This window comes from Puniceibacterium confluentis, assembly GCF_007923445.1.
GTDB lineage: Bacteria > Pseudomonadota > Alphaproteobacteria > Rhodobacterales > Rhodobacteraceae > Puniceibacterium > Puniceibacterium confluentis.
The window spans coordinates 119150-139423 of sequence record NZ_VOJI01000009.1; the positions used below are offsets into that span (position 1 = coordinate 119150).

At 64.5% G+C, this 20274-nt stretch carries 22 protein-coding genes; 8 read left to right on the top strand and 14 right to left on the bottom strand.

The features are described 5' to 3' along the window. The first annotated feature begins 3 nt into the window (after positions 1-3). Together FOY53_RS11990 and FOY53_RS11995 are read left to right on the top strand one after the other, a co-directional pair. Positions 4-468 carry a cytochrome c-type biogenesis protein gene (locus FOY53_RS11990; protein ID WP_246107378.1) on the top strand — a complete coding sequence of 155 codons (465 nt, stop codon included), beginning with the start codon at positions 4-6 and terminating at the stop codon, positions 466-468. A gap of 69 nt (positions 469-537) precedes the next feature. Further along, positions 538-1314 (top strand): enoyl-CoA hydratase-related protein, encoded by a 777-nt coding sequence (locus FOY53_RS11995; protein ID WP_146589097.1) that lies wholly within the window; start codon positions 538-540, stop codon positions 1312-1314. 160 nt (positions 1315-1474) lie between these two features. Here the strand turns inward: FOY53_RS11995 and gltA are convergent, their stop codons facing one another. Continuing rightward, positions 1475-2770 (bottom strand): citrate synthase, encoded by a 1296-nt coding sequence (gene gltA / locus FOY53_RS12000; protein ID WP_146589099.1) that lies wholly within the window; start codon positions 2768-2770, stop codon positions 1475-1477. Positions 2771-2857: 87 nt separating this feature from the next. Beyond that, positions 2858-4267, bottom strand: coding sequence for a glutamate--tRNA ligase (gltX, locus tag FOY53_RS12005; protein WP_146589101.1), 1410 nt, complete (start codon positions 4265-4267; stop codon positions 2858-2860). A 97-nt stretch (positions 4268-4364) separates the two neighbouring features. On the opposite strand from gltX, the gene FOY53_RS12010 reads away from it, so the two are divergent. Beyond that, a complete protein-coding gene (locus FOY53_RS12010) occupies positions 4365-6452 on the top strand; it encodes a ComEC/Rec2 family competence protein (RefSeq protein ID WP_246107370.1) in 2088 nt (695 codons plus the stop codon). Here FOY53_RS12010 and lexA read toward each other — a convergent pair. The 7 genes from lexA to FOY53_RS12045 all read right to left on the bottom strand — a co-directional run bounded on the left by lexA (position 6416) and on the right by FOY53_RS12045 (position 11915). After that, the gene (gene lexA / locus FOY53_RS12015; RefSeq protein WP_146589103.1) at positions 6416-7111 is read right to left on the bottom strand and encodes a transcriptional repressor LexA; all 696 of its coding nucleotides are present in this window, start codon (positions 7109-7111) and stop codon (positions 6416-6418) included. The genes FOY53_RS12010 and lexA overlap by 37 nt on opposite strands. A gap of 127 nt (positions 7112-7238) precedes the next feature. Beyond that, a complete protein-coding gene (locus FOY53_RS12020) occupies positions 7239-8405 on the bottom strand; it encodes a molybdopterin molybdotransferase MoeA (protein WP_146589105.1) in 1167 nt (388 codons plus the stop codon). Further along, a complete protein-coding gene (moaC, locus tag FOY53_RS12025) occupies positions 8402-8878 on the bottom strand; it encodes a cyclic pyranopterin monophosphate synthase MoaC (protein ID WP_146589107.1) in 477 nt (158 codons plus the stop codon). Before moaC ends, FOY53_RS12020 begins: the two co-directional genes overlap by 4 nt. Further along, a complete protein-coding gene (gene trpC / locus FOY53_RS12030; protein WP_146589109.1) occupies positions 8875-9678 on the bottom strand; it encodes an indole-3-glycerol phosphate synthase TrpC in 804 nt (267 codons plus the stop codon). The genes moaC and trpC overlap by 4 nt, the downstream gene beginning before the upstream one ends. Then, the gene (locus tag FOY53_RS12035) at positions 9675-10328 is read right to left on the bottom strand and encodes a uracil-DNA glycosylase (RefSeq protein WP_146589111.1); all 654 of its coding nucleotides are present in this window, start codon (positions 10326-10328) and stop codon (positions 9675-9677) included. Before FOY53_RS12035 ends, trpC begins: the two co-directional genes overlap by 4 nt. After that, the gene (gene trpD, locus FOY53_RS12040) at positions 10321-11337 is read right to left on the bottom strand and encodes an anthranilate phosphoribosyltransferase (protein WP_146589113.1); all 1017 of its coding nucleotides are present in this window, start codon (positions 11335-11337) and stop codon (positions 10321-10323) included. The genes FOY53_RS12035 and trpD overlap by 8 nt, the downstream gene beginning before the upstream one ends. Continuing rightward, a complete protein-coding gene (locus tag FOY53_RS12045; protein ID WP_146589115.1) occupies positions 11334-11915 on the bottom strand; it encodes an anthranilate synthase component II in 582 nt (193 codons plus the stop codon). The genes trpD and FOY53_RS12045 overlap by 4 nt, the downstream gene beginning before the upstream one ends. 154 nt (positions 11916-12069) lie before the next feature. Here FOY53_RS12045 and FOY53_RS12050 point away from each other — a divergent pair, with 154 nt between their 5' ends. Continuing rightward, positions 12070-13653, top strand: a complete 1584-nt coding sequence (locus FOY53_RS12050) for a polysaccharide deacteylase family 2 protein (protein ID WP_186766590.1) — start codon at positions 12070-12072, stop codon at positions 13651-13653. An 18-nt stretch (positions 13654-13671) separates the two neighbouring features. Here the strand turns inward: FOY53_RS12050 and FOY53_RS12055 are convergent, their stop codons facing one another. From FOY53_RS12055 to FOY53_RS12060, 3 genes are all read right to left on the bottom strand, one after another. Further along, on the bottom strand, positions 13672-14355 hold the full coding sequence (locus tag FOY53_RS12055; RefSeq protein WP_146589118.1) for a DUF1638 domain-containing protein: 684 nt from the start codon (positions 14353-14355) through the stop codon (positions 13672-13674). Continuing rightward, entirely contained in the window at positions 14336-14509 is a 174-nt protein-coding gene (locus tag FOY53_RS23085; RefSeq protein ID WP_186766591.1) for a hypothetical protein, read from the bottom strand. Before FOY53_RS23085 ends, FOY53_RS12055 begins: the two co-directional genes overlap by 20 nt. Before the next feature lie 97 nt (positions 14510-14606). Continuing rightward, complete coding sequence (locus FOY53_RS12060) at positions 14607-15308, bottom strand: corrinoid protein (RefSeq protein WP_146589120.1); 702 nt, start codon at positions 15306-15308, stop codon at positions 14607-14609. Between the two features lie 202 nt (positions 15309-15510). On the opposite strand from FOY53_RS12060, the gene FOY53_RS12065 reads away from it, so the two are divergent. After that, positions 15511-16608, top strand: a complete 1098-nt coding sequence (locus tag FOY53_RS12065; protein WP_146589122.1) for a PA0069 family radical SAM protein — start codon at positions 15511-15513, stop codon at positions 16606-16608. Positions 16609-16711: 103 nt separating this feature from the next. On the opposite strand, the gene bmt is transcribed toward FOY53_RS12065, so the two are convergent. Further along, a complete protein-coding gene (bmt, locus tag FOY53_RS12070) occupies positions 16712-17728 on the bottom strand; it encodes a betaine--homocysteine S-methyltransferase (protein ID WP_146589124.1) in 1017 nt (338 codons plus the stop codon). A 123-nt stretch (positions 17729-17851) separates the two neighbouring features. Then, positions 17852-18166 carry a DUF1476 domain-containing protein gene (locus FOY53_RS12075; protein ID WP_146589126.1) on the bottom strand — a complete coding sequence of 105 codons (315 nt, stop codon included), beginning with the start codon at positions 18164-18166 and terminating at the stop codon, positions 17852-17854. Between the two features lie 226 nt (positions 18167-18392). Here FOY53_RS12075 and purC point away from each other — a divergent pair, with 226 nt between their 5' ends. The 3 genes from purC (at position 18393) to purQ (ending at position 20247) form a co-directional block, all read left to right on the top strand. After that, the gene (gene purC, locus FOY53_RS12080) at positions 18393-19154 is read left to right on the top strand and encodes a phosphoribosylaminoimidazolesuccinocarboxamide synthase (RefSeq protein ID WP_146589128.1); all 762 of its coding nucleotides are present in this window, start codon (positions 18393-18395) and stop codon (positions 19152-19154) included. 90 nt (positions 19155-19244) lie between these two features. Continuing rightward, entirely contained in the window at positions 19245-19475 is a 231-nt protein-coding gene (purS, locus tag FOY53_RS12085) for a phosphoribosylformylglycinamidine synthase subunit PurS (protein ID WP_146589130.1), read from the top strand. Between the two features lie 103 nt (positions 19476-19578). Then, positions 19579-20247, top strand: coding sequence for a phosphoribosylformylglycinamidine synthase subunit PurQ (gene purQ, locus FOY53_RS12090; RefSeq protein WP_146589132.1), 669 nt, complete (start codon positions 19579-19581; stop codon positions 20245-20247). Positions 20248-20274: the final 27 nt, after the last annotated feature.

Sequence of the window (20274 nt, forward strand, 5' to 3'; positions counted from 1 at the left end):
GTGATGTTCGGGACGCTCGTCGGTATCTCCGCGTCGGTTGGCGTCTTCCCGAGCGCGGCGCTGGCGGTGCAGCCGGACGAAGTGCTGGACGACCCGATGCTCGAGGCCCGGGCGCGGGAACTGTCCAAAGGGCTGCGCTGTCTGGTTTGCCAGAACGAAAGTATCGACGAATCCAATGCGCCGCTGGCGCGGGATCTGCGCCTGCTGCTGCGCGACAGGCTGGTGGCCGGGGACAGCGATTCCGAGGCCATAGCCTTCATCGTCGAACGCTACGGCGAATTTGTCCTGCTGCGCCCCACCACGGGCGGCTGGAACTGGCTGCTCTGGGCGGCCGGACCGCTGATGTTGCTGGCGGCACTGGGCATGGGGGCGTTGTACGTCAGGGGCCGGGCGGATGCCGCCGCACCGCGCGAAGCCGGGCTCAGCCCGGACGAGCAAAAGCGCTTGCAGGAGATCCTCAAGGAGTGACGCCGCGTTTGGCTTTGCCAAACCCTGTGGCGGCGTGTTTGATGCCGACGCACCACAGGAGGCACGCCGATGCACTATGATACCATCCAGTTCGAAATCCGCGACAACGTGGCGGTGGTCACGCTGAACCGTCCGGATGTGATGAATGCCCTGAACACCCAGATGCGGGCCGAAATCACCGATGCGGTGCTTCGGGGCGGACGCGACGCGCGGGTGGTTGTGTTGACCGGGAACGGGCAATCCTTTTGTTCCGGTCAGGATCTGGGCGATCGGGCGACGGCGGCAAATCTCGATCTCGAGCGGACGTTGCGCGACGAATACGTGCCGATGCTGCGGGCGATCTATGACTGCCCGGTGCCGACGATTTGTGCGGTGAACGGCGCGGCGGCCGGGGCCGGGGCCAACCTTGCGCTGGCGGCGGATGTGGTGATTGCCGCCGAATCCGCGTTCTTCCTGCAAGCCTTTACCCGGATCGGACTGATACCCGATGCCGGCGGCACCTGGTATCTGCCACGGCAGATGGGGCTGGCCAAGGCGATGGGGGCGGCGCTGTTTGCCGAAAAGATCACGGCGCGGCAGGCCGACGACTGGGGCATGATCTGGGAAGCGGTCGGGGACGAGGACTTTGCCGCGCGGTGGCAGGCACGTGCCGCGCATCTGGCGAAAGGGCCGACGGCGGCCTATGCGCGGGTCAAGGAATCTATCCGCGGGTCGTTCGACAACTCACTGGACGAACAACTGGCGCTGGAGGCAAAGCTTCAGGGCGAATGCGGCAAGACCCGGGATTTCCGGGAAGGGGTCGTGGCGTTCCTCGAAAAACGCCCGGCGCAATACGAGGGGCGCTGAAACGGGATCTGGGCTCTGCCCTGTCCCGGCCTGTGCCGGGACTCCCCGGGATATTTGACACCCGGAGAATGTGCAGTCGCTGTCAAAGGGTTCAGGCGGTGCGTCAAAAAGGGCGCGGGGGTTGTTCCCCGCGCCCTTTTTTGATGTCAAAAGCGCTGGTTCAGCGGTTTTCGATATCGATGTAGTCGCGGGCGGTGGCGCCAAGGTAGAGCTGGCGCGGGCGACCGATCTTGAGTTGCGGATCGCTGATCTGTTCCTTCCACTGCGAGATCCAGCCGACGGTGCGGGCGACCGCAAAGATCGGTGTGAACATCGAAGTCGGAAAGCCCATGGCCTCGAGGATGATGCCCGAATAGAAATCGACGTTCGGGAACAGCTTTTTGTCGGCAAAGTACGGGTCGGCGAGGGCCGCGGCTTCCAGTTCCTTGGCAACCTGCAGCACCGGGTTGTTCTCGACCCCGAGCAGATCGAGCACTTCGTCGGCGGACTGCTTCATCACCGTCGCGCGCGGATCGAAGTTCTTGTAGACCCGGTGGCCAAAGCCCATCAGACGGTAGGGGTCGTTCTTGTCCTTGGCGCGGGCGATGAATTCGGGAATGCGGTCAACCGTGCCGATTTCCTTGAGCATCTCGAGGCAGGCCTGGTTGGCGCCGCCGTGTGCGGGCCCCCAGAGGCAGGCGATACCGGCGGCGATGCAGGCAAAGGGATTGGCGCCGGACGAGGACGCCAGCCGCACGGTCGAGGTCGAAGCGTTCTGTTCGTGATCGGCGTGCAGGGTAAAGATCCGGTCCATGGCGCGGCTGAGGATCGGGTTGACCACGTAATCCTCGGCCGGGACCGCAAAGCACATGCGCAGGAAGTTCGAGGCATAGTCAAGATCGTTGCGCGGGTACACGAAGGGCTGGCCGACGTGATACTTGAAGGCCCAGGCCGCGATGGTCGGCATCTTGGCGATCAGGCGGATCGAGGCGACTTCGCGCTGCCAGGGGTCCGAGATGTCCGTGGAATCGTGATAGAAGGCCGACATCGCTCCGACCACACCGACCATAACCGCCATCGGGTGCGCGTCGCGCCGGAAACCGCGGAAGAAGTTCTGCATCTGCTCGTGCAGCATAGTGTGGTTGGTGACGCGGTTCTCGAAATCTTCGAGCTGCTTGCCCGAGGGCAGTTCGCCGTACAGCAGCAGATAGCAGACCTCGAGGAAGTGGGACTTCGACGCCAGCTGGTCGATCGGATAGCCTCGGTGCAGCAGTTCGCCCTTGTCGCCGTCGATGAAGGTGATGGTGCTGTCGCAGGCCGCGGTCGACGTAAAGCCCGGATCATAGGTAAACACGCCCGCCTGGCCGTAGAGCTTGCGGATGTCGAGCACATCTGGCCCCGCTGTGGGCGAGTGGATCGGCAGGTCATAAGACGTGCCGTCAATTGTAAGGGTCGCAGTCTTGGTGGAGTCAGCCATGGAAGTTCCCTTCGTCTCAATCCGCCTGGGCGGGCGCCCGGGCCAAGTAACCAGTTGCAGCTCAGGCAAGGGTGAACCCAGTGGCTCCTATCCCTCGTAAGCCGCGGCCTGGGACAGACGAAGAATGCTTTCGTCGCGGCCCAGGACCAACATCATGTCGAATACGCTCGGCGTCACTGTCCGGCCTGCCAGCGCGGCCCGCAAGGGACCGGCCAGCTTGCCGAATTTGGTGCCGTTTTCTTCGGCAACACGGTTCAGCACCGCCTCCAATTCGTCTCTGGTCCAGCTAGCATTTTGCAACTGCGGCGTCAACGCAAGCAGTATACCACGGGATACCGAATCCAGCATCTTCGCCGCTTTCTCGTCCATGGACAAAGGGGTAGAGGTCAATACAAAATGTGCCTTTTCAATAAGTTCAGGGTATATCTTCACGCGATCTTTGAGGCAGTACAGCGCCCGTTCGATGCCCCGTGCCTGTGCCTCACTGAGGGGGGATTTTTCCGCAGCTGCCAAATACGCCTGCAATTCATGCAGCAGTGCAGCATCGGAAGCCACCGCGATATGCTGCCCGCACAGGTTTTCCAGTTTTTTAAAGTCGAGACGTGCAGGTGACTTGTTGATTCCCGACAAATCGAACCATTCCCGCGCTTGGGAATCGTTGAAGAATTCGTCGTTGCCGTGGCTCCAGCCCAGCCGGGCGAGGTAATTGCGCATCCCCGCGGCCGGATAGCCCATGGCCTGATACTCTTCGACCCCGAGGGCACCGTGGCGCTTGGACAGCTTCTTGCCGTCCGGTCCGTGAATCAGCGGAATATGGGCCCAGACCGGAATATCCCAGCCCATCGCAGTATAGATGCCGATCTGGCGGGCCGCATTGTTCAGGTGGTCGTCGCCACGGATCACGTGGGTCACGCCCATGTCGTGATCATCCACCACCACGGCCAGCATGTAGACCGGCGTGCCGTCGCTGCGCAGCAGGACCATGTCGTCGAGCTGATCGTTGCGGATGGTCACATCGCCCTGCACCTCGTCCCGGATCACCGTCACGCCCTCGGTCGGAGTCCTGAGGCGGACGACATAAGGCCGGTCCGGAAAGGTCGCCGGATCGGCGTCTCGCCAGGGGCTTTGGAACAGGGTCGAGCGGTTCTCGGCCCGGGCCGTCTCGCGGAAGGTTTCGATTTCGTCCTGCGTGGCAAAGCACTTGTAGGCGTTGCCGTCCGCCAGCATCTGGTGCGCCACTTCGGCGTGGCGCGCGGCCCCGGCGGCCTGGCTCACTGCCTCGCCGTCGTGATCAAGCCCGAGCCAGTCGAGCCCGCGCAGGATCGCGGCGGTGGCCTCTGGTGTCGAACGGGCGTGGTCGGTGTCTTCGATCCGGAGCAGAAATTTGCCACCGCGCCCCCGGGCATAGAGCCAGTTGAAAAGGGCGGTTCGGGCACCGCCAATGTGCAGATATCCGGTGGGGGACGGGGCGAAACGGGTGACGATCTGCTGGGACATGGGGGCATTAACCTTTTGATAACCGCGGCGGGGCTAGCGTTGGGCATTCCTTAACCATGCACCGGGATGAGGACAAGCACCGGGACGGGGACAACCATTGCGGCGCGGCGTCAACGCCTTGATCGACAGCCTGCTGCTCCAGCGCGGACATCTGTTCCACTGGACACCGGTTTTCCTTGCTCTGGGGATCGGATGGTATTTTTCCCTGCGCTTTGAACCGCCCCTCTGGGTGCTGTGGACCGCCTGCGCGCTGGGAGTGGCGGGCCTGTTGACCTGCCGCCGGTTCGGGATCCTTGCCGGACCTGCGGCCTGCGGTCTGGCGCTGGTTCTGATTGGACTGGCACTGGCCGGCGCGAGAGCACATCAGGTTGCCGGGCCGTTGCTGACATTTCGGTATTATGGCCCGATCGAAGGCCGGATCGTCAAGATTGACCGGTCCGCGTCCGATGCCCTGCGGCTGACTCTGGATCAGGTGGTGCTGGAACGCATGGCACCAAAGCGCACCCCTCTGCGGGTGCGTGTGTCGCTGCACGGCAGGACAGCGTTCGTCCCGGTGCCTGGTGCGGTCGTCATGACCACCGGGCACCTTTCGGCGCCCAACGGCCCGGTCGAACCAGGCGGGTTCGATTTCCGGCGCAACGCCTGGTTCCAGCGCATCGGCGCAGTGGGATACACGCGGGTGCCGGTGGTGACTCTCGCCCCCCCGGGCGGCGCGTTGCCGGTGTTTGCCGCCCGGATGGCGCTGTCGGGCCATGTCCGCGACGCGCTTCCGGGCGAGACCGGCGCCTTTGCTGCCGCGATCATGACCGGTGACCGGTCCGGCATCGGTCAGGACACGTTGCAGGCTTTGCGGGACAGCAACCTGGCGCATTTGCTGGCGATCTCCGGACTGCACATGGGGCTGCTGGCAGGTTTCCTGTTTGCAACGTTGCGACTGATGTTCCTGATGGTGCCACCGTTGGCGTTGCGCTGGCCGATAAAGAAGTTCGCCGCTCTCGGCGCCCTCGCGGGGGCTGCCGGGTACCTTGTGCTTTCCGGCGGCAATATCGCAACCGAGCGCGCCTTCATCATGGTTGCCGTCGCGTTGATCGCCATCACGCTGGACCGCAGGGCGCTGACGCTGCGCGCCGTGGCGATGGCCGCGCTGCTGGTGCTTGGTCTCTGGCCCGAGGCGTTGCTCGGTCCCGGGTTTCAGATGTCGTTTGCCGCCACCACCGCGCTGGTCGCCGTCTTTGCAATGATGCGCAATCTTCCCGAGGGATGGCGCGCGCCGCGCTGGCTGGCGCCGGTTCTGGCGCTCTTTCTGTCCTCTTTCGTGGCCGGGGCCGCGACTGCGCCCATCGGCATGGCGCATTTCAATCAGATCTCGCATTTCGGGCTTGTGGCAAACCTGCTGTCCGTGCCGCTGATGGGGCTTCTGGTCATGCCGGCCGCAGTTGTGGCTGCGCTGCTGATGCCCTTTGGCCTTGACTGGATCGGACTTTGGCCGATGCAGTTGGGGTTGAGGTGGATCCTGTGGGTGGCGCATGCCGTCGCGGGCGCTGACGGGTCGGTCGGCCAGGTGGCGGCCCCGGTGCAACCGGTCTTGCCGCTTCTTGCCTCGGGTGCTCTGTTCGTCATCCTGTGGCAGGGACGTGCCCGCCTGTTCGGGGCCGTGCCGATGATCGTCGCGGTCGTTCTGTGGCAGCAAAGCGCGCGCCCCCTGGTGCTCATCTCCGAGGACGGCGGCCTGGTGGGGGTGATGACCGCGGCGGGACGCGCCCTGTCCAGGTCCAGCGGCGCGGGCTTTGTGGCCGGCAACTGGCTGGAAAATGACGGCGACGGCGTGGCTCAGGCGCAGGCGGCAGCGCGCTGGCCCAGGCAGGACGGGCAGGGGATAGCGACCTACGATCTGGCAGAGTTCCGCCTGGTGCACGTCCAGGGCAAGCGGGCACTCAAGGCGTTTGCCGGATGTGACAAGGACGATATCGTCGTGTCCAGCACACCGCTCGCCGCGCCGCTTCCCTGCCTGACGTTCGATCCCGCAAAGCTGTCACAGACCGGAGCGACGGCGATGTATGCGCACCCGGACGGTCTTCGGTTGCGCAGTGTCTCCGACGTCACCGGACACCGCCTTTGGCATGGGGCACCAAAGAGCCCGCCGAAGGCTCAGTATGTTCTGATCAGACCGACGAGTTTGCCCTGAACGGTGACATCCCCCACCGGCAGGCGCCGCGATTCATGGGCCGGATTGGCCGCTTCGAGAACAATTGTGCCCCCGTCGCGCCGAAACCGTTTCAACGTCGCCTCATAGCCTTCGATCTGCGCGACGACGATATCGCCGTTTTCGGCCTGACTGGTTTCCCGGATCACCACCACGTCGCCATCGTTGATCCCGGCGTTGACCATCGAATCGCCTTTGACCTCGAGCGCATAGTGCCGCGCCGATCCGGAAAGCATCCCACCGGGCACCGCAATTGCCGGAGCGGGGTCGTTCATCGCCTCGATCGGGACGCCTGCGGCGATGCGCCCGACCAGGGGCAGTTCCATTGCATGGATGGCGGCGATGGGCAGGGCATCGTCAGGAACGCTGTCAGGGCGGTCTCCGTCGATCACCCGGGGGGTAAAGCCGGCCGGTTTGGCGGACATGCTGTCGGGCAGTTTGACAATCTCGATGGCCCGGGCGCGATGGGCCAGACGGCGGATGAATCCGCGTTCCTCCAGCGCCGTGATCAGCCGGTGGATGCCGGATTTCGAGCGCAGGTCCAGCGCCTCTTTCATCTCGTCAAAGCTGGGCGGAACCCCGTCACGTGACACCCGTTTGTTGATGAACGCCAGAAGGTCGAGTTGTTTTTTGGTCAGCATGGCCCGGTCCTCACTTCAGTTCCGATTTGTTCTATCCATGTTCCCGTTTTGTGTCAACGCCAGCTGTTTGCATTCGTGCGGTCACGGACGCGGCAGGGCGCAAACGAGGATCGGAATTGAACTGGGATTACAGCAGGATGAACGGCATTTCCGCGCCGACGGCGCGGGCCGGATCATCGGGGGCACGCACCAGCAACGCATTCGCTTCGCCCAGCACGCTGAGCAGCGAGCTGTCCTGTCGCTCAAAGATGCGCAGGCCCGTGGCCCCAAGGATCGCGCGCATGTAATGCTCACGCGGCCCGTTGGCGGCAATGGCATGTGCAAGCGGCGCGTGCCGGCGCGGTGCAGGAACGGCGGGCAGACCCTGCATGGCCCGGACCACCGGGGCCACGAAGACATGGCCGCAGACCATGGCCGATACGGGATTGCCGGGCAGTCCGATCATCAAGGACACGCCGTAACGCCCTGCCATCAAAGGCTTTCCCGGTCGCATGGCCACCTTGTAGAACGACCGTTCCAGCCCCAGCTCCTGGGCCATCCTACCCAGGATGTCATGATCGCCCACCGAGGCGCCGCCGACGGTTATGATCAGATCCGCGCCGACCGCCAGATCCAGCGCCTGGCGCATCGAGACAACAGTATCGCGCCCGATGGGCAGCAGACGCGGATCGGCGCCCAGCTGCAACATCTGGGCGTAGAGCCCGAAGGTGTTCGAGGCGATGATCTGGTCCGGGCCGGGCTTCTCGCCCGGCATGACGAGCTCGTCTCCGGTTGCGATCAGGGCGACCACCGGGCGGCGTGTGACCGTGACCCGGCTGACATTCATCGCAGCCAGCAAGGCGATATCGTTGGGGGTCAGGCGGCGGGGCGACGGTACCCTGAAACCGGCGGAAAAATCGTTGCCCGCCGGGCGGATATGGTCGGAGGTATCGAGCTTTGCTCCCAAAGTTATGGAATCGCCCGTGCGGATCACATCCTCCTGGATGATCACGCGCGTTGCGCCCGGGGGCACTGGCGCGCCGGTGAAAATGCGCACCGCCTGACCGTCGCCCAGTTGCCCGTCAAAGCGGTGGCCGGCGGCGGATTCCCCGACGACTGCAAGGGTTGTGCCCGGCTCGGCCCGGACCACCGCGTAACCGTCCATCGCCGAGGCGGCGAAGGGTGGCTGATCGCGTTCCGCGGTGGCGTCGACCACCATCACCCGGTCCAACGCCCGGGTCAGCGGAACCGTTTCGGTGTCCAGCGGTGTGACCAGCGCGAATAGCTGCTCGAGGGCGGCGCTGACAGAGATCATTCCGCCTCGTAACGTCCTGATTTTCCACCGTCCTTGAGTCGGACGCGGATTCCGCCGATTTCCATCGCCTTGTCGACGGCCTTGGCCATGTCATAAACGGTGAGCGCGGTGATGCTGACGGCCGAAAGCGCCTCCATTTCGACCCCGGTCTGCCCGGTCGTCTTGACCGTGGCCTCGATCCGCAGCCCCGGCAGAGTCGGATCCGGGATTAATTCCACCGCCACCTTGGTGATCGGCAGCGGATGGCACAGCGGGATCAGATCCGCCGTCTTCTTGGCGCCCATGATGCCGGCGATGCGGGCGATGCCGATGACGTCGCCCTTTTTTGCGCGCCCTTCGGTAATGATATCATAGGTTTCCTGCGCCATCTTGATGTAACCCTCGGCCACGGCGATCCGCGCTGTCACCGCCTTGTCCGAGACATCGACCATATGGGCGTCGCCCTTGGCGTCGAAATGGCTGAGGCCTGTCATGCCGCCACCGGGTTTGCCAGCAGGCTGCGGGTGGCCTGCGCCACATCTGCCTGCCGCATCAGGCTTTCCCCGATCAGGAAGCTGCGCGCGCCATATCCGGCCATGTCGGCCAGGTCCGACGGGGTGTTCAGGCCGGACTCGGATATCAGCATCCGCCCGGCAGGCACAGCGCGTGAAAGCGTGCGCGTCGTGTCCAGACTGGTCTCGAAAGTCTTGAGGTTGCGGTTGTTCACGCCGATCAACTGCGACTTCAACCGCAAGGCGCGATCCAGTTCCGGCTGGTCGTGCACCTCGATCAGCGCATCCATTCCCCAATCAAAGGCGCAGGCTTCAAGCTCTGCCGCCTGAACATCCGAGACGCTCGCCATGATGATCAGGATGCAGTCGGCTCCCAGCGCGCGGGCTTCGGCCACCTGATAGGGGTCATACATGAAGTCCTTGCGCAAAGCAGGCAGCGACGTGGCACTGCGGGCCTCGGTCAAATAGGACTTCTTGCCCTGAAAGCTGGGGGTGTCCGTCAGAACCGAAAGGCATGTGGCGCCTCCGGTCTCGTAAGCCCGGGCGAGCAGGGGCGGGTTGAAATCTTTCCGGATCAACCCTTTGGAGGGAGAAGCTTTCTTGATCTCCGCGATCAGTCCATAGCCCCCGGTCTGCGCGGCGATCAATGCCTGCGCAAACGGGCGCACCGGATCAGCGGCCTTAGCGGCGGCTTCGACGGCGGCAAACGGCATTGCGGCCTTGTCGGCAGCGACTTCCTGCAACTTGTAGGCCTTGATCTTGTCGAGAATGGTCTCGGTCATGGGTCCGTCCATTTGATCGGTGTGTCGCCTCTGGCTTTAAGCCAAGCGTTGATCTGGGAAAAGGGTCGCGCACCGAAAAAGCCGCGATGCACCGACAGCGGCGACGGGTGAGCCGTCTTCAGGATCAGGTGATCCGACCCGGTGATCGCTGTTGCAAAGCTCTGGGCATGGTTGCCCCAAAGCACAAACGCGCGGGGATGACCGGAGAGGCGACCCAGCACTTCGCGGGTCAGCGCGTGCCAGCCAAGCTTGGCATGGGCATGTGCTCGCCCTTCGGCCACCGTCAGCGCGGTGTTGAGCAGCAAGACACCCTGTCTGGCCCAGTCCGTCAGGTCCGTGCGCGTGCGACCCGCGCCAAGATCCGACTGTATCTCTTTGAAAATGTTGCCAAGGCTGTCCAGTCTGCCGCCAAAATCCTGCGGAATCGAAAAGGCCAGGCCGTCGGCCTTGCCCGGCGTGTGATAGGGATCCTGACCGAGGATCACCACGCGCGTCGCGGCCGGGGACGACAGCTCCAGCGCGCGAAATATCTGCGATGCCGGTGGATGGACGATGCGCCGTTCGGCGGCCAGTTTTTCACGGATGCCGGGCAGGTCGCGCTGGAAGAACGGCAGGTCGGCCCAGGCGTCGGGGATCGCAGGATCAGGCATTCTGCGTGGCGCGTGCAAGCGCTTCGATCTTTCCCAGAGCCGCGCCACTGTCGATGCTGGCCCTTGCGATTTCAACGCCTTCCAGCAGTGAGCTGGCGCGGTCGGCGACGACCAGTGCGGCCGCGGCGTTCAGCAGGACCGCGTCGCGATATGCCGAGGGTTCGCCTGCCAGCAGCGCGCGGAAGGCGGCGCCGTTCTGCTGCGGGCTGCCACCGACGATATCCGCGAAGGGGTGCACCGGCAGGCCGGCGTCATCCGGGTGGATCTCGAATTCGCGCACCGAACCGTTTTCCAACCCGGCCACCCAGCTGACTCCGGTGATGGTCAGCTCGTCGGTGCCGTCAGAGCCGTGCACCAGCCAGGCCTTGTCCGAGCCGAGCTGCGCCAGCGTGTCCGCCATCGGGCGGATCAGGTCGCGTGAAAACGCGCCGGTGAGCTGGCGCTTGACCCCGGCGGGGTTGGTCAGCGGCCCGAGGATGTTGAAGATCGTGCGGGTGCCCAGTTCGGTGCGGACCGGGCCGACATGCGCCATGGCCGGATGGTGCATCGGCGCCATCATGAAACAGATGCCGACCTCGCGCAGCGCGGCTTCCACGCGGGCCGCATCCAGCATCACGTTGATGCCCATCTGGCCCAGCGCGTCTGCCGCACCGGACTTCGAGCTGAGGTTGCGGTTGCCATGCTTGGCCACAGGCACCCCGGCACCGGCCACCACAAAGGCGGTGGCGGTCGAGATGTTCAGTGTGCCCTTGCCGTCACCGCCGGTGCCGACAATGTCCATCGCCCCGTCCGGGGCGGCGACGCGGTGGCATTTTGCACGCATGACCGAGGCGGCGGCGGAATATTCATCGACCGTTTCCCCGCGCGTGCGCATTGCCATCAGCAACCCGCCGATCTGCGACGGCGTCGCCTCGCCGGCGAACAGGATGCCAAAGGCGGTTTCCGCCTCGGCACGGGTCAGCGGACGGTCGGCGGCGGCGCCGATCAGCGGTTTCAGCAGATCGCTCATGCAGGGACTTTCAGCAGATCGACAAAGTTTTTCAGCAGCGCGTGACCGTGCTGCGAGGCGATGGATTCCGGGTGGAACTGTACGCCGTGTATCGGCTGACTGCGGTGCGACAGCCCCATGATGGTGCCATCCTCGAGCTCGGCCGTGACCTCGAGGCAATCGGGCAGGGTGTCCCGGGCCACAACCAGAGAATGATAGCGCGTCGCCTCAAACGGGGTGGGCAGGCCGGCGAACACGCCGCGCCCGCTGTGGTGCATGATCCCCATCTTGCCATGCACGATCTGGTCATGCTGCACCACCTGGCCGCCAAACGCCTGACCGATGGTCTGATGCCCGAGGCACACCCCCATCAGCGGCGTGCCGGTTTCGGCCGCGGCGGCGGTGAGCGCCAGGCAGATGCCGGCGTGATCCGGGTCGGACGGCCCCGGTGACAGCAGGATGCCGGCGGGATTCAACGCCATCGCCTCCTGCACGTTCAGCGCATCGTTGCGGGCAACTTTCACGTCGGCCCCAAGCTCGCCCAGATAATGGACAAGATTGTAGGTGAAACTGTCATAGTTATCGATCAGCAGCAGCATAAGCGTTTCTTTATTGCAGGGCTGGCCTGCATGGGCCAGGTCGCGATATACATGCGCAGGCAGGTGGCACAGCGTCAAGGGGCGCATGTCACAACCGGCCCGAAGGAACGAGGTCGCGGGTGCAGAAGGTCTGGGCAGCAAAGGGTACAGAGACATGGCAAAAGGTTTGTTGGCAGGGGCAGTCTGTGGCGCTGCGGTAGCGGTGGCCAGTGCGGCCGCCCTGTCGTTATATGTCGGCGGGCTGGACGGAACCGGGATGCCCAAGGGCTCGGCCGCACCGGTGGTTACGCCGGACCCGGACACTGCCGCGATGCCTGCGGATCCAGCTGGAACCACGGACATCGCAAATGTTCCGCCGAAGGCCGTGCAGGCCGAGGACAGCCCGATAACGGCCGAGATGCCACAGGATGCGGTGCTGCCCGACTCGCCGCCGCTGCGTTTCGAGCCCGCGCCGACTCCCGAGACCGCGGCCGTCGCACCTCCCGCGCCGGCTGTGCGCCCGGGGGACGAAGCCGGAATTATGGTGCCGGACGCCAGTGCGCTGGACGCGCCCACGGGCGTCGATGCCGATGCGCGGGAGGCTGCGGACACCACACCGGGTGAGGTGCCCGACGTCGCCGACGACAGCGCCGCGCTGCCGCCGCCGCAGGAGCCGGACGCCACCACGGCGGTGGCGGTTTCGACCGACACACCGGTGATGCCGACCATCCAGAGCCAGGTTCCCGCCGCGCCACGCACCGAGCCCGAGCCAAGCGTCACAACCGAACCGGCACAGCCGCCGGTGCCGCAGGTGCCGCAAGAGAACAGCGGCCTTGTGGTGGCCGAGCCAGACGCGGAGGGGGCACCGCGACTGCCGGTCATCGCTCCTGCCGAAGAGCCGACACAGCAGGCTGACGCCCCGGCGCCGGGGCAGGTGGCAGCGGTCACGCCTCCCGAACCCGAGCGTCCGGCAATCGGCACGCCCGGCGTATCGCTGGTTGATCGCGGCGGTCAGGCCAGCCGGCTGCCCAGTGTCGGCACGGACAGAAAGGACTTTGTGCCCAGTGCCGCGCCGGACGCCCCACTCAGCCGGTATGCAGTGAACCTGGAGCTGGACTCGGATTTGCCGCTGATGGCAATTGTGCTACTCGACGACCCGGACGGCCCGCTTGGGCCGGACGCGCTGGACGCGTTTCCTTTCCCGCTGACCTTTGCCATTGACCCCAGCCGCCCGGGAGCTGCCGCCCGGATGAAGGGCTACCGGGACCAGGGGTTCGAAGTGGTCGTGCTGGGGGCGGTACCCTCGGGCGCCCAGGCCAGCGATGTCGAGGTCGCGCTCGAGGCGACGCTGTCGTCGGTGCCCGAGGCGGTGGCGGTGCTGGAGCCGCCGTCGGGCGGGCTGCAAAGTTCGCGGCAGGTTTCTGATCAGGTGACCCGGGTGGTCAAGGACAGCGGTCATGGCCTGGTGCTGATGCCCAACGGCCTGAATACCGCCCAGGCGCTTGCGCTGCGCGACGGCGTGGCGGCGGCAACGGTGTTCCGTGATTTCGATCAGGACGGTCAGGATGCCCGCACCATCCGCCGCTTTCTGGACGGTGCGGCCTTCCGTGCCCGGCAGAACGGCAATGTGATCATGCTGGGTCGGCTGCGTGCCGACACGATCTCGGCGCTGCTGCTGTGGGGCTTGCAGGATCGCGCGGCACAGGTGGCACTGGTGCCGGTGTCGATGGTGCTGAAGGCCGAAAGCGCACCGGAATAACAGGGCGGGTGGTGAGCGTCAGCGCGGTGCGCTGCGCGCCCAACCCGCCATCGCGGTTTCCAGGTCGCCGTATCCTGTCAGCCGCCGCTCGAACGTCAGGCCGAGACGCGCGGCGTGGTGCCGTGCCAGTTCGGTGAGTGCCGGATCATCGGTCTGCGCCTGATAAACCAGCGTTTCGTAATTGCCGAAATACATCTCGAGAAGCTCGGGATGCCGTCCCAGCCCCAGCGGCTTCCAGACAAAGGCGTCGAACTGCCGCACCAGAAAGTCGGTGAGAAAGAACGACGTCACCTCACCCCGGGTGGCAAACTTCTCGACACCTTCGAAGAAGCTGTAACAGTGCGGTCCTGGCAGCATCTGCACCCCCATGTCCTCGCAGGCGGCCTGCAGCAGGCCGCCGGTGCCGCAGTCGCCGTACAGAACGTGGATGCTGTCATAGGAGCCGCGATGCCGCGCCACGGTGTCGCGCACCGCCTGGGTGATCCTTTCGGGGTGATTGTGCAGGATGGCCGGCAGGCAGGTCAGATCCAGGTGATCCCAGCCGTTCTGTGCCTTCAGGTCCAGAATTTCCCTTGCCAGCGCACCACAGGCGATCAACAGAACCTGTCCGCAGCCCCGGGGGCCAAGCCCGCTGCGGGTCAGCGTGGTGTCGTCGGGCGGATCTACCGTGGCGCCGGCGGTCTCAGGGGCGGCTGTCGTCATAGGGCACATGCCCCAAAGCCCATCGCGCGAGAAGGACAACGACCATCAGGAGCGGGAAGACGGTCAGAAAGCCCCAGGCGGTCATTGCCCACAGAGTGAGTGCGGCGGCGAAGATCACGCCAAGAATGGTCAAAGCAAACGACGTAACTGGCATTCGAATCTCCTCTGCCCACCAATATGGGGCGGAGTCGCCTAAAGAAAAAGACCCTGCCGACACGGCAGGGTCCGAAAACTGCACAATTCAGCGACATTCAGCCGGCTTTTGCCCGGTTATGCTTCCGTGCGACGTATTCTTTGGCGGTTTCGACGGCCACGGCCGCATCCCGACAATAGGCATCGGCGCCGATTGCCTTGCCGAATTCCTCGTTCAGCGGCGCGCCCCCGACCAACACGATGTAATTGTCGCGGATGCCGCGTTCGATCATCGTGTCAATGACCACCTTCATGTAGGGCATTGTCGTGGTCAGCAGTGCCGACATGCCGACGATGTCCGCGCCTTCCCTTTCGGCGGTGTCGAGATAGTTTTCGACCGGATTGTTGATGCCCAGATCCAGCACCTCGAACCCGGCGCCCTCCATCATCATGCCGACGAGGTTCTTGCCGATGTCGTGGATGTCGCCCTTGACCGTGCCGATCACCATCTTGCCGATGGTCGGTGCCCCGGTTTCTGCGAGCAGTGGCTTGAGAATGGCCATGCCACCCTTCATCGCATTTGCGGCCAGCAGAACCTCGGGGACAAACAGGATACCGTCGCGGAAATCCTTGCCGACGATGGTCATGCCGCCGACCAGCGCCTTGGTCAGCACTTCGTAGGGCTGCCAGCCGCGCCCGAGCAGGATGTTCACACCCTCCTGGATCTCTTCCTTGAGACCGTCGTAGAGGTCGTCGAACATCTGCTGGACGAGTTCGTCGTCATCAAGTTCCGACAGGATGATATCGTCTTCTTCAGACATAAAGCGTTCCTTTGTACCGATGCCGGGCGCCGCGCGGATTGCAAGCTTGACAACGACACTTGGTCATTTTCGCGCCACCGCACTTGGCGGATTGCGACATGACCGGCGCGTTCCCCGACGTTGACACTGGCCTAAGCAGACAGCGCCGTGGAATGCAAGCCTGCGGATTGCAAGTGTTCCCGTATTGTTCTAATATTTGCCGATGAGCGAACTTGCAAACAGGGTCAGCCGGGAGATCTGCCGCGGACGGGGCGCGTCAAGCGCGCAATCCGGGCGGTTTGAAAAACTTGCCCGGGTGCGGGAACCGGATGGCTGGGACATCCCCGAAGAGCAGGGCGTTCTGCGCACCGAGGTCACGCTCGAACAGCCGCGCAGCGTGATCAATTACGTCCGCTCGCCGGATTTGCCGTTTGACCGGTCACTCAATCCCTATCGCGGGTGTGAACATGGCTGCATCTATTGCTTTGCCCGTCCGAGCCACGCCTGGCTGGGGTTGTCGCCAGGACTGGATTTCGAAACCCGGCTGATCGCACGACCCGGCGCGCCAGAGGTGCTGCGCCGCGAATTGCGGGCGCGTGGCTATCGGGTCGCGCCGCTGGCGATCGGCACCAACACGGATCCCTATCAACCGATAGAGCGGCAGCACGGCATCACGCGTGCCTGCCTTCAGGTGCTGTCGGAGTGCGATCATCCGGTCGCGGTCACCACCAAGGGCACGCTGATCGAGCGGGATATCGACATCCTTGCGCCGATGGCGGCACGCGGTCTGGCCCGGGTCGGGATTTCCGTCACGACGCTGGATGGCGACCTGTCGCGCCGGATGGAGCCGCGCGCCCCCGCGCCTCGGCGGCGGCTGGAGACGATCCGGCGGTTGAACCAAGCGGGCATTCCGGTGCGGATCATGGTGTCACCGGTGGTTCCGGCCCTTACCGACCCCGAGCTGGAGGCAATCCTCGAAGCGGGCAGGGACGCCGGAGCCGAAGCGGCCAGCTGGATCATGCTGCGCTTGCCGCACGAGGTGTCGGCCCTGTGGCGTGACTGGCTGGACGAGCATTATCCGGACCGGGCGGCGCGGGTGATGGCCCGACTGCGCGAAATGCACGGCGGCAGGGACTATGACGCCGCCTGGCACCGCCGGATGCGTGGCGACGGGCCGTATGCGCACCTCATCGCCCGACGTTTCGAACTGGCGGCGCGGCGGCTGGGGCTGGACCGCCGCACCGAAGCGTTGAGGTGTGATCTGTTCCGCCCTCCGGCCGAGCCGGGCGATCAGCTGAATTTGTTCGCGGCGCACCGGTGACGCCCGGGGTCCGGCACGGTTCGAGCGTTGACACTGTTCGAACCCTGCAAAAGAAAAGGGCCCTTTCGCAAGGGCCCCGTCCTGTATCGGTCCTGGTGCGGGCCTAGCCGCGACGGCGGCCGCCCCGGCGTTCGCGTTTGGGCGCAGTGTCGTCGCCGGTGCCGTCGCCCTCGGAAGAGAACGGCCCCAGCGCCTGGACAATCTTTTCCAGAGTCGGGCGGTCGCCCTTGGGGCGGGTTTCAAGCGCCTCACGCATGGCGCGCAGATGCTCGGGCATGGTGCCGCAGCAACCGCCGATGATGCGGGCGCCGCAATCCCGTGCCAGCACGGCGTAATCCGCCATCAACTCTGGTGTACCGTCATAGTGGATATGGCCGTCGTGGTATTTGGGAATGCCGGCATTCCCCTTGGCGATGATCGGCATTTCGGTGCCCTGGGCGGCAAAGCCCAGAACGGTGCGCAGCAGATCCGAGGCGCCGGTGCCGCAGTTGGCGCCAAAGGCCAGCGGCGCGTTTTCGATTCCGCCCGCCAGTTGCACCATATCCGCCGACGTGACGCCCATCATCGTGCGTCCTGCGGTGTCAAAGCTCATCGTGCCACACCACGGCATCCCGGCCAGCTTGAAGCCTTCGGCCGCCGCGCGATATTCCTCGGGGGCCGAGATGGTTTCAAGCCAGAGCACATCCGCGCCGCCCGCCTTCAGCCCCTCGGCAGTCTCGTGGAACATTTCCACGGCGTCCGCATGGCTCAGCGTGCCAACCGGCTGCATGATGTCCCCCGTGGGTCCGACCGAGCCGGCCACCACGATCGGCCGGCCGGCACCATCCGCGATCTCGCGCGCGATTTCGGCGGCCAGGCGCGACAGTTCAAAGGCGCGGGCCTGCGCATTGTGCAGCTTGAGCCGCGACGCGTTTGCACCAAAGGAATTGGTCAGGAAGATGTCGCTGCCCGAATCAACCGCCCCGCGATACAGGGTGCGGATCTTGTCGGTTTCGGTCTCGTTCCAAAATTCCGGCGGATCGCCGGCGCCAAGTCCCATGTTGAACAGGTTCGTGCCCGTTGCACCGTCGGCCATCAGCCAGTCGTTGGTTTCAAGAAGTTTGCTCAGGGCATTGGTCATGTTCAGGTCCTGTCTGGCGGGTTTGCGCGTCGGGCTCCGTTTCTCACAGAACCCGGCGCGACGCAATTTCTATCCCAGATCGGCGGGCGCGCGGCGGTGTCGGCGCGACCTGAACCGTAGAGCTCAGGCTTCGTCGACCATCTGCGCCTTTGCCACGACCGCCAGCTCCGCCATTTTCCTGCGGATGTCGTCGTCGCTCACCTTGCCCGCCAGATCACCGGAAACCTTGCGCACCACATCTTCGTGACCGGCTTCTTCGAAATCCGATTTGACCACCTCTTTGGCATAGGCATCAGCCTCGGCGCCGGTCTTGCCCATCAGGTCCGCAGCCCACAGACCCAGCAGCTTGTTGGCGCGCGCCTGCGCCCGGAATTTCATTTCTTCGTCATGGGCGAACATGTTTTCAAAGGCATGTTCACGGTCGTCAAATGTGGTCATCTTTCGGGCTCCCTGGTTCTTGCCGTTACCTTCAGGATATGCCGTCCCGTCGGCTGTCGTGCAAGTCCCGTGGCCCGCAGGCGGCAAAAGTTATCTGCGTCGCCCCCTGCGGCACCGGCACCCGCATCCGCAACCCAAGCGGCGCTTGCGACAAGGCTGTCCATGCACTATGACGGCGCAAACGGGCGGATTTCCGGCCCGAATGCTCCTTAGGGAAAGAGACCGTATGGCACGCCGCAAGAAAATCTATGAAGGCAAGGCGAAGATCCTGTATGAAGGCCCCGAACCGGGCACGATCGTGCAGTATTTCAAGGACGACGCCACCGCCTTCAACGCCCAGAAGAAGGACGTGATCGACGGCAAGGGTGTGCTGAACAACCGGCTTTCCGAGTTTTTCATGACCGGGTTGAACAACATCGGGGTGCCGACGCATTTCATCCGTCGCCTGAACATGCGCGAACAGCTTGTTCGTTCGTGCGAGATCGTGCCGCTGGAAATCATCGTGCGCAACTTTGCCGCCGGATCGCTGTCGACCCGTCTGGGCATAGAGGAAGGCACACCGCTGCCGCGTCCGATCGTCGAATACTGCTACAAGGACGACAAGCTTGGGGATCCACTGGTCACCGAAGAGCATATCGCCGCCTTCGGCTGGGCCAGCCAGCAGGACATGGACGACATTCTGAGCCTCGCCCTGCGGGTCAACGATTTTCTCTCGGGCGTGATGATGGCCGTCGGCATCCGTCTGGTCGATTTCAAGATCGAATGCGGCCGGGTCTACGACGGCGATTTCCAGCGGCTGGTGGTGGCTGACGAGATTTCACCCGATTCCTGTCGCCTGTGGGATCTTGAAACCGGCCAGAAGCTGGACAAGGACGTGTTCCGCCGCGATCTGGGCAATCTGACCGATGCCTATACCGAAGTGGCGCGGCGTCTTGGCGTGATGCCGAAGAATGCAACGCAGATGGCCAAGCCCAAGCTCATCAACTGAGCTGTCGGCACCTTGACCGGTGCCGGATCCGCGCAATTGAAATGACAAGAAGCAGGGGCGCCGTCCCTTGCCACGACCGGAGACGACACGATGAAGGCACATGTGCATGTGATGCTCAAGGACGGCGTTCTGGATCCGCAGGGCGAGGCCGTGCGCCATGCCCTGGGCGGACTGGGCTTTGATGGCGTCCGGGGTGTGCGCCAGGGCAAGGTGATCGAACTGGATCTGGCCGAGGGCACGAGCAAGGACACTGTGCGCGACATGTGCGAAAAGCTTCTGGCGAACACGGTGATCGAGAGCTACCGCATCGAGATGGCCTGAGTCGCGGCCGCCCGCGCCGCGGGCCGGAGGGTTTCACCCTCGGGCCTTGCAAACCCGCGGCAACCGCGCCAAAAGCAGGCCAAAGCCGCAAGGAGCTAGCCCCATGAAAGCCGCCGTCGTCGTGTTCCCCGGGTCCAATTGCGACCGTGATCTAGCCACCGCCTTTCGCAATGCCGGTTGCGAGGTCACAATGGTCTGGCACAAGGACACCGCGTTGCCGACCGGGATCGACATTGTCGGCCTGCCCGGCGGGTTCTCGTTCGGTGACTACCTGCGCTGCGGCGCCATCGCCGCCAATTCGCCGATCTGCCGTGCGGTCAAGGCACATGGCGAAAAGGGCGGTTATGTGCTGGGAATCTGCAACGGCTTTCAGGTTTTGACCGAGACCGGCCTGTTGCCCGGGGCCCTGCTGCGCAATGCCGGACTGAAGTACATCTGCCGCACGGTGCCGCTGACCGTGGCATCGACCGACAGCGTCTACACCCAGGGCTATGCCGCCGGTGAAACGATCCAGGTGCCGATTGCCCATCACGATGGCAATTACACCGCGGATCCGGACGAGATTACGGCCCTGAAGTCCGAAGACCGCATCGCCTTTACCTATGGCACCAACCCCAACGGCTCGGACACCGACATTGCCGGCATCCTGTCCCCGAACCGCCGGGTCCTTGGCATGATGCCACATCCCGAGCGGGTGGCGGAACCGGACCATGGCGGCACCGACGGTGCGCGCCTTTTCGCCCATCTGACCGGGGTCCTGGCTCAGGCTTGACTTGAGCCTGCGGCCGCCGCGCCGTAT